This is a genomic window from Paludibaculum fermentans (assembly GCF_015277775.1).
Lineage (GTDB): Bacteria > Acidobacteriota > Terriglobia > Bryobacterales > Bryobacteraceae > Paludibaculum > Paludibaculum fermentans.
The window spans coordinates 2,201,424-2,214,634 of record NZ_CP063849.1; the positions used below are offsets into that span (position 1 = coordinate 2,201,424).

The 13,211-nt window shown below is 58.1% G+C and carries 9 protein-coding genes and 2 pseudogenes; 3 read left to right on the forward strand and 8 right to left on the reverse strand.

Features of this window, described 5'->3' with window-relative positions; translation table 11 throughout:
• Window positions 1-10: 10 nt before the first annotated feature.
• Both IRI77_RS08750 and IRI77_RS08755 read right to left on the reverse strand, forming a co-directional pair.
• The gene (locus IRI77_RS08750) at window positions 11-757 is read right to left on the reverse strand and encodes a hypothetical protein (protein ID WP_194451688.1); all 747 of its coding nucleotides are present in this window, start codon (window positions 755-757) and stop codon (window positions 11-13) included.
• Window positions 748-1,527: pseudogene (locus IRI77_RS08755) on the reverse strand (RHS repeat-associated core domain-containing protein); the annotation flags it as partial. The gene IRI77_RS08750 and the pseudogene IRI77_RS08755, both read right to left, overlap by 10 nt.
• Before the next feature lie 201 nt (window positions 1,528-1,728).
• Between IRI77_RS08755 and IRI77_RS38320 the strand changes: the two are divergent.
• Window positions 1,729-2,082 (forward strand): alpha/beta hydrolase, encoded by a 354-nt coding sequence (locus IRI77_RS38320; protein ID WP_194451689.1) that lies wholly within the window; start codon window positions 1,729-1,731, stop codon window positions 2,080-2,082.
• The gene (locus tag IRI77_RS38325; RefSeq protein ID WP_194451690.1) at window positions 2,079-2,540 is read left to right on the forward strand and encodes an alpha/beta hydrolase; all 462 of its coding nucleotides are present in this window, start codon (window positions 2,079-2,081) and stop codon (window positions 2,538-2,540) included. Before IRI77_RS38320 ends, IRI77_RS38325 begins: the two co-directional genes overlap by 4 nt.
• Here IRI77_RS38325 and IRI77_RS08770 read toward each other — a convergent pair.
• The 4 genes from IRI77_RS08770 to IRI77_RS08785 all read right to left on the reverse strand — a co-directional run bounded on the left by IRI77_RS08770 (window position 2,504) and on the right by IRI77_RS08785 (window position 5,142).
• Entirely contained in the window at window positions 2,504-2,770 is a 267-nt protein-coding gene (locus tag IRI77_RS08770; protein WP_194451691.1) for a hypothetical protein, read from the reverse strand. The genes IRI77_RS38325 and IRI77_RS08770 overlap by 37 nt on opposite strands.
• 79 nt (window positions 2,771-2,849) lie before the next feature.
• Window positions 2,850-3,545, reverse strand: a complete 696-nt coding sequence (locus IRI77_RS08775; protein WP_228486818.1) for a transposase — start codon at window positions 3,543-3,545, stop codon at window positions 2,850-2,852.
• Window positions 3,546-3,901: 356 nt separating this feature from the next.
• Complete coding sequence (locus tag IRI77_RS08780; protein WP_267239392.1) at window positions 3,902-4,750, reverse strand: IS3 family transposase; 849 nt, start codon at window positions 4,748-4,750, stop codon at window positions 3,902-3,904.
• Between the two features lie 23 nt (window positions 4,751-4,773).
• On the reverse strand, window positions 4,774-5,142 hold the full coding sequence (locus tag IRI77_RS08785; RefSeq protein WP_194451694.1) for a transposase: 369 nt from the start codon (window positions 5,140-5,142) through the stop codon (window positions 4,774-4,776).
• A gap of 294 nt (window positions 5,143-5,436) precedes the next feature.
• Between IRI77_RS08785 and IRI77_RS08790 the strand changes: the two are divergent.
• A pseudogene (locus IRI77_RS08790) lies at window positions 5,437-7,161 on the forward strand (IS1634 family transposase).
• A gap of 124 nt (window positions 7,162-7,285) precedes the next feature.
• Here the strand turns inward: IRI77_RS08790 and IRI77_RS08800 are convergent.
• On the reverse strand, window positions 7,286-8,086 hold the full coding sequence (locus tag IRI77_RS08800; RefSeq protein ID WP_194451697.1) for a hypothetical protein: 801 nt from the start codon (window positions 8,084-8,086) through the stop codon (window positions 7,286-7,288).
• Window positions 8,087-8,097: 11 nt separating this feature from the next.
• A complete protein-coding gene (locus IRI77_RS08805) occupies window positions 8,098-13,176 on the reverse strand; it encodes an RHS repeat domain-containing protein (RefSeq protein ID WP_194451698.1) in 5,079 nt (1,692 codons plus the stop codon).
• Between the last annotated feature and the right edge of the window lie 35 nt (window positions 13,177-13,211).

The following is a 13,211-nucleotide window of genomic DNA, read 5'->3' on the forward strand; positions in this document are numbered from 1 at the left end:
CATCCGCAACTTACTTGTCGTTATGGACGTTCTCTTTCTTCAGGCTCGGCCACCACTGCTCTAGCATCTGAAGAGTCTCGGAAGCCCCCTTTACGATTCTCGCATCCGGATATTTCCTTAGTTTATCGAGAAGCTCTTTGGTATTTTCCGGAGAAGACAATATACCGGATGCGTATGCGGACGGCCACAGACCACTTACAAAGGCTTCGACATCAGCTATCCCTACAGGAACTAGCAACAATTCACTAACACAACGCCCCGGCGACATTCCACGGCAAAAACCAGGCTCATGAGCCCCATTCCACACTTCCAAATTATAGCGTGCTACATCTCCAACGGATCGATATATGCCAGCTTCGGCCCTCAGGAAATAGATCCTCCGTTGACCAGCGACGGGAATATAGGCCGGCACTCCTGCACCGACATCACTTTCTTCACTCAACTCGAACAAATAAAACTCCATCGGATTCGCAGGGATCGCGCCTTTGATTTCTTGCTCAACATCGATACGGATTCTGGTCAATTCGGTTTTTACTTGAGCATCGCCATGTGACCTCTGAGGCTGACCAATCTTATCCACCGAGAGCACCCGGCCGAGGACAATTAGTGGAGCCGCAGAGGCACGCTGCAGCCACTTCTCGAATGATAGCTGCCTCTCTGATGTCTGCCATTGATCGCGGAGCTGAGCGGGATGCGAACAGGCGGCCATTTGCCCAAAAATCACAACCCCTGCGATAATGTCGCGACCTATGGGCATGGCGTGTAAGTCCCCGGGATCAGTTTGCCGCTGGAATCGATCTTCCCACCAATGTCGCCATTTATAGAAACGTACCCGGGGTGTTTTTCGATGGTCAATTCCTGTCGATCACCACCAAAGGCGCCCATCACAGGAACTCCAACTGATACGCCATTAATCATCGCCGTGAAAGATTGAGTCGAATACTGATTCGGCTTACCACCCAAAACCGAGTGCGTGTCTATAAATAGACCTGGAGCCGAAGAAGATGGTGAGTCTGGTCCAGTATTGGGAAGATCTCCACGAACATGCTCCCAGATTACCGCCGGGTATCCCATCGGGGAGGGCATTCCTTCCTCCATAAATTTAAGGCGATACGTAATCTCCCTTGTGACGACCCCGCCCGGCGTCGTTGGGACATGATAACAATCTGCCGGATTACTCCCAAGCCCCTCCACCACTAAGAAGTAGGTACGAGGTTTTTTGAGGATAATTGATGATGCTTCCAGGAAATCAGGCATCATCATCGCAAGGAAGCCTCTGCCGCCGATGGCTTGACCGCCTCCGCCACTTGGCTCTTCGTCTCCGCCGATGGGTCCGCCAATGGTCCCGCCCCTCATCTCCGCTACCGAACGCCACAGGCCGAGGGGATCATAGTAATTGACTGGATCATTTTCCACATACGAATAGCGATTCCAGCTTTGAGGATTCGAGGCTCGCCCACTCGCCCTATAAGGGTCCGCCGTGGCAAACCGCCCAAACTGCGACGAGTAATAGCGGCTCTGAGCGTAATCGAGGCCGCTTAGTCAGGGTCAACTTCTGGAGCGGTCCCAAGGCCGACATGGAAAACAAGCGGATGGCTTCTGACCTTCACTACGCCGCCGCTCGCTCCGGGCCTGCACTACTATACGGTCATCGTCGACGGCGCCGAAGTCAGTGACCCCGGCAGCACGGCGTATTTTGGCGGCAGCAAGTGGGCCAGCGCGGTAGAAGTGCCTGAGGCCGGAGCCACCTACTACTTGCCACAGGATGTTCCGCACGGGCAGGTGCGCGAGATCTGGTACAACTCCAAGGTCACCGGCACCTGGCGTCATGCTTTGGTCTACACGCCCCCGGGCTATGACGCGCAGATCAAGGAACGCTACCCGGTGCTCTATCTCCAGCACGGCGGCGGCGAGGACGAGTCCGGCTGGACACGGCAGGGCAGAGCCAATTTCATCCTCGACAACCTGATCGCCGCCCGCAAAGCAAAGCCGATGCTGGTGGTGATGGCGAACGGTTACGCGCGCCGCGCCGGCCAGACGGTGCCCGATCTCCGCGGAAAAGGGTTTGGCTCCCCGAGATGAGAAAGGTGATGCAGGACATGATGACGGCGTTCGAGGACGACGTCACCCAGGCGCTCATCCCGTACATCGATTCCAACTTCCGCACCCTGACCACGCGCGAGCATCGCGCCATGGCCGGTCTCTCCATGGGCGGCATGCAGACCTTCCACGTGACCTTCAATCACCTCGACCTGTTCACCTACATCGGCGGCTTCAGCGGAGCGGCCAATGCCTTCGCGGCGGGCAGCGACAAACTCGACACGAAGACCGCGTTCAATGGAGCCATGGCCGACCCGGCCGCCTTTGCGAAACGCGTCCACCTGCTCTGGTTCGGCGTCGGCACCACTGAGCCGGAGCGCATGCGGCAGGGCATCCAGAAACTGCACGCCTCCCTCGAGGAGGCCAAGATCCAGCACGTCTACTACGAGTCGCCCGGCACGGATCACGAATGGCAGACCTGGCGCCGCGACCTCCAGTAGTTCGCCCCACGGGTGTTCGTTGTTGTGGAATCCACTTTCTTCTTCGTGACCAGACCGCCCACCGAGTATTCGTATGTTTCCACAACTGGGCCCAACGTCACCGTGCTCAGCCGCCCCTGCGCATTCACGCCATTGTCGTAGAAGTATGTCGGCGACTGGGTGTAGTCGTAATCGGTCCAGCCTACGGGCTTTACATGGGAGGGGGACGGCCTGACTCGCCCCAACGCCATTATTGCACTCGTGATTCATGCCGATGCCGTACGGCTTGGAGGCTGAGCGCGGATGAGCAGAAGGGTTCATTGCCACTGGTCAACAGGCGGCCAAGGTCCGCGCCTCTTCGTGAGGGTGACTGGTCCCTTCGGCGCCTGGCGCTTTGCGCGCCTGCTGCTGAAAGCGAACGCTCTCGCGAAACGACTCATCACCAAGGGGTTGGCCGGCGTGTGTCGACTGCCGAAGGCGGCGATACTCCGCTTCCGGCTCCGGCATCCCAAACAACTGCCGCCAATTCTCGACTCCTCCAGACCGCCGGAAGAACTCCATATCGAGGAGACGGCGGCGGTCGTGGCCGCTGAAATGAGCCTCCGCGCTCGACCACTCGTAGTCGACCGGTTGCTCCGCCAGGCCTGCCCGCATAGGATTTGATTCGACATACCGGATGGCGGTCCAAAGATGAGAAGGACCCATCGGACAGGAATAAAAGCGGTTCTGCCAGAGATGCCCGCAGCGAGCGCGCCGGGCATTGAAATACTGCGCGAAGCGACCATACACCCGCCGCAGCAGGATGGCCAGGGAGTCCTCTTCCGGAGGGACCGCGATCACGTGTATGTGATTGGGCATTAAGCAGTAAGCGAGAACCGAGACGTCCGCAAAGCCCGCCTGCTCACGCAGGAGATCCAGATAAACCAGGCGATCGGTCCGAGTACGGAAGACAAGTTGGCGCGCGGTTCCGCGCTGAGTGATGTGGTGGGCCGCGCCGGGCGCAACGCATCGGGCAATCCGGGGCATTCTGATGACAAAGTGCAGATGGGCCTGCTGAATTCTCAAGCAAAACTCGGTTGGGACGGGTCAGTGGACCGCCCCCCGTTCGTGAGACACGGAGTTTTGGGACAGGTTACCGTTCGCCGACAAATCATTGCCAGCATTTCTATTCTCAGGCATGCTTATCCCGGCTGGTGAAGCGGCGGTGGGCTCTGCTGGAGAGCACCCCACCAAGGAATAACCGGCCGGGGACTCATCGGAACGATGGGCCAACGTGATCCTCCCGTCGCGTTGTTCTCTGGGCTGCGGGGCCGACCTTCGGGAGGCGGTTCCCGCCCCCAGTGTTGTGCTTCGGCTTCGCCTGCTCGGATCGATAGATCCCCTCATGCCTTGTAAAACTCAAGCACGGCCGCCAGCGGTGCGGCCGAACTGTTGAGTTCCTCGAACTTCTCAGGAGTACTGTATCCCAAAGAGGAGTGCAGCCGCCGCTTGTTGTAATACTCATTCAGAAAGGGCCCTATCTGAGCCTGCAATTCTTCCATATTGCGGTAGGCTTTTCCATTCACCTCCTCGGCCTTGAGCGTTTTCATGAAGCTCTCACAGGTGGCGTTGTCCCACGGGTTGCGGGCTCGGCTCATGCTCGGCACGACTCCATGCTTCTTCAGCGCCTTGTAGTAGTCTTCTGTCGCGTACTGAATACCGCGGTCAGAATGGTGGACTAATCCGGCTGCCGGCTTACGAGCCTCCAGGGCTTGACATAGCGCCTTCAGCGCCATTTCGGACTGCAAGGAACGGCTCAGATTCCAGCCGATGACTTTTCTTGACCAGGCGTCCAACACCACGGCCAGAAAGACGAATTCACCTTTCAGTCGGATGTATGTGATGTCGGCTATCCACAACTGATTGGGGCCCGTTACTTTCATTCGAGCCGCCAGATTGAGGTGGATGTGCAGTCCATGCTTGCTGTCCGTGGTCGGCGGCCGAAACGCCTTGCGCCGAACCGCGAGCAGATTATCGAGCCTCATCAGACGGGCGACCCGCTTGCGATTGACCAGCCGGCCTTCGTCCTTCAACTGGCGCGCTACCCGCCGGTAACCGTAAAAGCGATTCGCCAGGGCGATGCGCTGGATGTGATCCCGAAGCTCCATTTCTTCGCTGTCTGGCTCAGCGGCCTGCCAGGCCCGGTAGTAACCGGCCCGGCTGACCCGGGCCAGCCAACACATCCATTCCACCGTCAATTTGCCTTGCAGCGAAGCTACTGCCCGGATTTGGTCGTAGACTCCACCTCGGAAATCGCCTCGCGTTTCCGGCGTCGTTCCTCGATGTGCTGCAAGGCACCTCTGAAAAAATCCAGTTCCTGCGCTTGCCGTGCAACCAGGAGTTCCAAAGACTCCACCTTGCGACGGAGTTTCTGTTCTGCGGGAGACTCGGGTTCTGCCGGACGTGCAGCCTTGCCGGAGCGCTTCAGATCGGCCGCCAGTTGCTCGGCCTGGTCTTTCCAAAGGTAAAGGAACTTGCGACGAATGCCGAGATCCCGCGCCAACTGCGTCACGTTGGTGCCGGCCTTCATTCGTTCCAGAGCGTCTCGCCGGAACTCCGGCGAGTATTTGAGCGGTCGGGGCATAGGAGTTCACCGTTCGATTCATTGTGTCCCCTTTGACCGTGTCTCAGATTTGGGGGGCAGTCCATCAGGCTGACCCCCTCTTGCGGTCATTCATGGCGGTGGGCCGTGTTAGCCTCCCTTCCGCAGTTTGAAGCCCGAAAGCACTAATTTCTGCCCTATCCGAGAGCAGAAACCGGCCGAGACAAGGAGTTGGTGTTTTGTTTTCAGCGGCCAGTGCCGACACACCAATTCGGAGGCGCGTGTAGTGACGACCAACCCACTTGAAAGCTCGGCGATTATCCGTAGGATGGCCGTATGTACCTGCGGCGCTGCTATCGGCAGAAGGATGGCAAGCGCCACGCCTATTGGGCGCTGGTAGAGTCCTATCGCACCGAGCGCGGTCCGCGTCAGCGTGTTGTCGCCTGGCTCGGCCAAATGGATGAGAAGGGACGCTTGGGGGTTCATCAGCAGGCCGAGGATCCCCCAAGTGTCCGGCAGCAAGGCTTGTTCGAGCGACAGGAACCGGAGTGGGTCGAGGTCGACCTGCGTCGCGTCGCGGTGGAGCGGAGCCGGCAGTTCGGCGGAGTTTGGTTGGGCCTGGAGCTCTGCCACCAATTGGAGCTGACCGACTTTCTCCAACGCACGATACCCTCCGGCCGTGAGGATGTTGCCTGGGCTGTCATGTCTTTGGTGCTGGTGTTGGGCCGTCTTTGCGACCCTTCCAGTGAACTCCACCTGGCCGAGCAGTTCTACGAATCCTCAGCGCTCAGCGATCTGCTGGGCGTCCCAGCCGCCAAGGTCAACGATGATCGGCTCTACCGTGCCCTGGACCGGCTGTTGCCACACAAGAAAGCGTTGGAACAGCATCTGAAGCAGCGGCTGGGCGAGTTGTTCGACCTCGACTACGACCTGCTGCTTTATGACGTCACCAGTACTTACTTTGAAGGAGCAGCGGAAGGCAACGAACTGGCGCAACGCGGCTACTCACGCGATCACCGGCCGGACTGTAAGCAGGTGAACATTGCCTTGGTGGTGAGCCGTTGCGGTATGCCGCTGGGCTACGAAATCTTTGCCGGCAACCGGGCCGATGTGACAACGGTGGAGGAGGTGGTCGAACACATCGAGGCGCTATATGGCAAGGCGAACCGGATCTGGGTGATGGACCGGGGCATGGTGAGTGAAGACAATGTCGAGTTCCTGAAGAAGGGTGGGCGCCGCTACATTGTCGGCACACCGAAGGGCATGCTGAAGCGGTTCGAACAGGAGTTGTTGGCCAAGGAGTGGAAGCAGGTGCATGCGGGCTTGGAGGTCCGGCTGTGCCCGGCTCCGGCGGGCAAGGAAGTGTTCATCCTCTGCCGCAGCGCGCAACGGACGGAGAAAGAGCGAGCCATGCACGATCGATTCGAGAAGCGGATCGAGGAGGGCTTGCAGAAGATCGCGGCGGCATGCCAGAGGGGGCCGCAGAAGGTGGGTGCGATCGAACGGCGGGTCGGGCAACTGTTGGGTCGGAACACGCGGGCGGCGGGGTTGTTCAAGGTCAGCGTGGAGGCAGGCGAAGGTGGGCGCGTGCGGTTTGCGTGGGCCAAGAATGAGGAGTGGCGGGAGTGGGCGCGGCGAAGCGAAGGCTGTTATTTGCTGCGCAGCAACGTGATGGATTGGAGTCCGGAAGAACTGTGGCGGGCTTACATTCAGCTGACAGAAGCTGAGGCCGCGTTTCGGATCCACAAGACGGATCTGGAACTGCGGCCGGTGTAGCATCAGAAGCGGTCACGGGTGGAGGCGCACATTCTGGTTTGCTTCCTGGCTTACGTGCTTTGGAAGACGATGGCCCAACGCTGTCGGCAAGCTGGGCTGGGCCAGGAACCACGGAGCGTGTTTGAGGAACTGGCCGGCATCGCGATGGTGGACGTGGTGATGCCGACCAGAACCGGGGTAACGATTCGCAAACGCTGCATCAGTCGGCCGACGGAGCATCAGGCAATCCTGCTCCAGAGGCTCGGACTGAGCCTGCCTTCTTCAATGGAAAAACACACATTGTAGTGACGACCAGCGCATATCGGTGTTGAAAACAAAGGTGTTTATTCACCGAACTGCGGAAGTCGGGTTAGGCTTTCCCCCTCTCCCAGTTCCCGAAGTCCTCCATCGCGTCGCGACGACGTCAATACTACTTATCCGGTGTGCCCATTCGCGGCGCACCGCCCTCCGAAGAATATACTGTGCATAGGGCCGATTCCGGCGGGGGCGATGGCACGCGGCAGACCATTGTCTTGGAGTTGTAGTACTCAAGGTGACTTGGCGGGAGGAGACCGGGTTGGAAGGGGTCAAACACTGGAAACGCCGCGTCGTTGATGAACCACGGATTGTTCCTCACTTTGATCCATATCTGATCGAAAGGCAGTTCGCCCAGCATCGAGAGCAGTCGCTTTCCGGTGAGCTCATTCAGTGGCTGGTCTGTTTCAATCCAAAACTTAATATTCTGTTGTCGCATCGACGGGACGCTGGTCACGTTTATTCTTAGGATACGCTCCGCTCCATTTTCCGTCAGTAGTCCGTCTTCGCTCCTCTTGCCGAATGCGATCCGGCGGACCTTTCCGTTGCCCATACGGATCGAAAGCAGGCCAACTCCACGCACGGCGACAAGACTAGCAAACCTCCAGTCCTCATTGATTCGCGCGTCGTACTCCTTCTTCCATAACAGATATGGCACGTCGTTCACAATCTTAGCATTCCAAAAATAACGCAATTGCCTCTCGTCAGTGGCATAGAATACATTAACAATGGGGCATTTTGCTTCTCGGAGAAGTTTACGAGCTGACCGGGCCAGCACTTTCTCCGTGAACCGCTCTTTCGGAATTATAATGGTTGCGAAGTAGTGTGACGAGGAGGAACTACTCCCTATAATTCGCTGCCCCTGTAGGATCTGACATAGTAAGATTATCACAACAAATCGAATAGCGAGCTTCATCTATGAGCCTTCTATGGTTTTGGACAATTCGCGCCAAGCCACTGAGTGATCGCTGAACTAGAGGTCTGACCGGAAGATATACTAATCCCTAGATCTTTCGCCAACTCATTATCGTCTTTATTCAAAATAGAATGTAGCGCTTCATGCAGCAGGACCAGATGGGGATCGCCTCCAACTTCGGAAATCTGAGAGAATGCGGCGGTGAGAATGATGTTGTTTGTCATTTTAGTGCCCGCAGCATCTGTCACGGTTAGTACGAAGGCCGTAACGCTCGAATTGGGATTGTTTGCTATCATACTGGCGGCCAACCCTCGAATACTCTGGCTTCCGCTTAGTCGTGGATCCACTTGATTCAACAACAGGAAGCCTTCAGCGAGAGTGGCGTCGTAGAATTTTAAGTTCTGGATGTTTGAGCGAAGGGTCCCCATGTAATTTGAGAGTGCGTTCTTGCATCCGGCAGAAAGGGTGTCGAGTTCGGTCGTCAACCACCCTCGCATCTTAGCGGTCGTCACATCCGCGGATTCTTGCCCTGACAAGATGAGTGGAGGCAGCGCTGGTGCTGCACCCGGCTCCGGCTGTTCAAGTCCAGGGCCAGTGGCAGGCACCCACCAATCGAGGTCGCCGCCTCCTACTTCTGACTGTGAATCCAACCACCCTTGAATGCCAAAGTCGTCGGGCGCACTAAATCTGCACCACCAACACAGTCCACTCGAATCATTGCGATTGATCGGGTCGCTGTCGGTGTACGAATACCGGTTCCAACTCTGTGGGGCCCTTGGTCTTGCGCTCCCACCATACGGATCCGCACTCGTAAACCTCCCCCACTGCGACGAATAGTACCGATTCTGAGCATAATCCAACCCACTAAAACCATCCCGCGTATACGTCGCGAACTTCTCGCGATCCTCCGTCGTGCTCCCCGGATTCTGATCCCCATAGGGGTAGTACCTCAGCGCCTCACTCCCATCCTTGACGACACTGCCGAGCCGGTCCGTCACCACTGAGTTCGCCCCACTGCTGATCAGCCGGCCTGAGAACCACACTCGAATTGACGCTGACGAGAAGTATTTGTGCCCGTTGGCCTTGGTCCCTCGTTGGTACACACCGAGCAGTTCCCCTGCCAAGCCATAGAAAAAGGTCTCAACCGTCCCATTCGCTCGTGTCACCTGGATCCGTTGATTCGCCGCTGAGTAGGCATACCTCTCCACATTGCTTGCATCCAGCGACATCGACACCATGCGATTGTCCACATCGTATGCGCCTGTACCGGCACCGGTCCCAAAGGACTCGATGCTACCATTTGCATCATACGTTACTCCGCCCCCGCTCAACCGGTTGGTGGCCGGATCTACGCTGAACACCGCGGCGCGCCCGCCTTTCGTCACTTCCTGCCTCAGCCGATTGCCGAAGCCATCGTAAGCCCACGTCAGGCCCCACTCCGGCCCGGTGGTTACTGCCTCTATCAGTCTTCCGAGTTGATCGTAGGTGTATGAAACCTCCTCTCCGCTAATGTTGTCTTTTCTCGACGTAATCCGGCCGTCGTTGCCTGTTGTCGAGTAGCGATACTCGATGTTCGAACCTCGGCCTGAGCTTTGCGTCAACTGCCCCAAGGAGTTGTAGGAGAATGTCTCCGTCTCAGAAGTCCCATTGGGCTGGCAGACCACCATTTGGGTCAATTGGCCAGCGGCATTCCTTTGTGCCGTCACCCGCCAACCAGGCGATGTGTAGGTGGAATCCGTCAGCTTCTGCGGGCCCATTGGATCGAAGTACTGATAACCCAGAGTCCGCCCCACCTCGGCCACGGCGCCACTGCTGTTGTAGACATCCGGGTACTTCAAAGAGATCATCCGGCCGAGAGTGTCATACGTATAAAGTGCCTGCAGAGGAGTATCGTTATTCGGGAATGTGACACTCTTCTTGCTTACCAGACCGCCCGCTGTGTACTCATAGGTCTCGGTGGCCGCTCCCACAGCCACGCTGCTCAGTCGGCCTTGGGCATTCACGCCCGTATCGTAGCCGTACGTTGTCGTTTGGGTAGGGTCATCCACCGGCGCCCCTGAGGGTTTGCGATAGATGGCGCCCAACCGTCCGTAGCCATCCCGCACGTAAGTGGTTACATTGCCCTTCGCATCGGTCTTGGTGCGGATCTGTCCATCCGTCCAGTAAGTGTAGGAGGTTGTGCCGGACTCAGGCTGAACCACGCTTGTCAACTGGAAGAGAGAGTTGTAATTGAAGGTGCGGGTCTGCGTCGTCGTGCCCCGCCTCATCGTCACGGTCCGCAGTTGATTGAAGAGATTATAGGTGTAGTCCGTGATGACTTCCTGTGGCTCGCTTCCGCCCACAGTGTATGCGGGGTTCGGTTCGATCACGTGCACCAGATTGCCAAAGGCGTCCATTATGTATTTTTTCCAAATCGGCCGCGTTGAGTCCCGAACCGGCGACGTTACTAGTACTGTATTCCCTTCGTACAGGTAAGTGGTCTGCCCCGCACTATCCGGGAGTGCCACCGTCACCGTCCGACCACGGCCGTCATACGTGTATTCAGTGTACTTTGGCGTCCCGCCCACGGCGTAGGGCCGGGATACCCGCTTCAGCTTGCCGGTCGGCGAGCAGGCGCAGGGCGCGTACTGCGTATCCGTAATCGACAAAGTTGCACTCGGGGAACCGACTCGCGATTGAACTGTTCGGCCGAAACCGTCGAAATCCGTCCCCTGAGATCCGGCATCCGTGGCCACAGCCGTGGAGTTCGTCCAATAGCTGTAGGTGCTCACCCCGCCGTGGGCATTCGTGGTAGTGGCCGGCCGCTGGATCGAATCGTACGTAAAGGACGAAGTCGCCCCATTGGCGCCCGTAGTCTGTGTCAACCCGAGCATCTGGTTCCACTGGTAGGAGGTCGCCAGATTGGAATTGCCGTTCGGAGTCGTCATAGACGGAACGGTGTACTTCGTTGTCTCATTGAGTGTGACCGCCACCTCTTTCGAAGTCGAAGGCTCGCGCGATTTGATCACGTTGCCGGCAATGTTGTAACTCACGCACACGTTGGGCTTGCCCAACTGCGAAACCCAGGTCGGCAGCCCACGATCGGTTTTTGATGTCCCGAAGGCCGAGTCATGGAAGGTGATGTTTGGCGCGTCGGTCAATGCCACGCTGGAACTGCCGCAATCCGTACTCGCCGCGCCGTCGTACTTGAACTGGGCGGTGGTCACCGTCTGTGAACCGGCGGTGACCCCAACGCTCTGGACGCGGTCATACATCCCTTGGCTCGCCATGGTGGTATCCATCACCTTCCAGGCGCGCCGGGCCGGGGTGGTCAGATCCTCGTAGTCATACTGGCGCTCTTCCGTGGCATTCAAATAGCCGTCGCGAGTGAATTCCACCTTGGACACCTTTTCGCTGGTGGTGCCTGGGTCGAGCTTGGTGGTAACCACGCTGGCATACGGATTCTGGTTCGAATTCACCGTCCAGGTGGTTTCCCAGCGGACCAATGCCCGCTGCGACGGGGTCAGGACCCGCTCCTCTTCCTTCGTAGTGAATCCGAAGTATGCGGAGGAGACGCTGTTGTCGAAGTACCAGACGTGGTCGTTCGCGCGGCTGTTGCCGGGATCCACTATGGTCCGGGACAAGTGGCCTGCCGTCGGGACCGAGCCCGGCGCGGTAATCTCATACCAGTATTCGCTGCAGCTCGTGCACATCCGCAGCCAGCGATTATTCACTTCGCGGAACCGCTGCTGATTCCCGTACAGAATGTCGGTGTAGCTCCAGCGCAGCCGGCCGCCACGCGGCATCGTCACGTTGTCCAGTTCGCCGGAATTGTTCGTGGCGTAGGCAAACGTGTGCGATAGGCCGAGGCCCATGTGCGTCACCGTTGTGAGCAAAGTCGTCGTCCCGAAGGTCCCGTACGGGGAGAAAGGCGACTTCAGCGTCTGCCCCGTCGAGTAAGTGAACTCGAACTTCTGATCGGGGGCGATCAAATTCGTGATGCGGATCAGGTGTGGTACGGCATCCGTGTTGTATTCGAACTGGAAAACCGCGCCGAGGTCCTGCGAGGCCCGGATGTCGGCGATCGTGGCAATCCGGCCGCTGGTGGAACCCGCCGGCGCCTGGCTCCCCTGCATGTACTGGATCTTCGTCAGGTTTCCATTGCGATCATAGAGATCCGTGGGATACATCGTTCCGGCGTCGGCCTCGTTACCGCCAGAGAGCCCGTAGAAGCACCAATAGCTGCCATCCGGGAACCAGAGCTTCTGAGTGGAAGCTTCAAATCGAACCAGAGGGCCTTCCTTGGTGCGCCACTTCCCGCTTTCGTTCACATCGAGGTGGTACTCCGCTCCGCTCGGGTCGGTGTAGGTGTAGTGGTGAACCGTGACGGAATCGCTGTAGCTCGGCTTGATCTTCCCGGGCGTCATGATCCAGCCGTAGCCATAACCTATGTCCTGGCCGGAGTTGTAGGTTCCTGACTGGTCCTGCTTCCAGTTCTGGGAGTTGTAGCTGAGGCCCAGAGGCAGTTTCCAGCCGTTTCGACCCACGGCGGTGATCAGAGGCAAGGCGAAATTGACATTCCCGCTGAACAGCCCAATATTCTCGCCTTCGCCGCCCCAATAGGAACTCGTCGGGCGGAGGCCGCGCCGCATCCATTCGGGTCCGCTGTTGGTGGGGACAGTGACGGTCTTGTTGGTTCCAGTGCTCCAGTTGTTATGGAAGTCGACGGCATAGATCGTGTAGGTGTAGGTGGCGGTGGGGGTAACGGTCGTGTCAGTGAGGGGGGTACTCGGGGTCTCCGACAGGTAGGCACCATTCCGATAGAGCACGTAGCGCGCCGTTCCGGTACCGGAGTCGGACGCGCCAGCCCACGAAAGCCCTACGGACGTCGGCTGTGCGCTGACGACAATCGAAGCGCCGCTCACCGGATTCGGGGCTGTGACATCCAATGCACCCAAATCGACGCTGTAGAAACCATTGCCCGTTCCGGCCATGCCGTCAATCCCCAACCCGGAGTTGTAATAATTCGGGAATGGCGTGGTGATCGGGCCCACTTTCAACACATTGTCCAGATACACCAGAACCCCGGATTGCGTTGTTACCGACCTCATCTGCATGCCGTCATGGCAGCCAACCGATTTGGCGG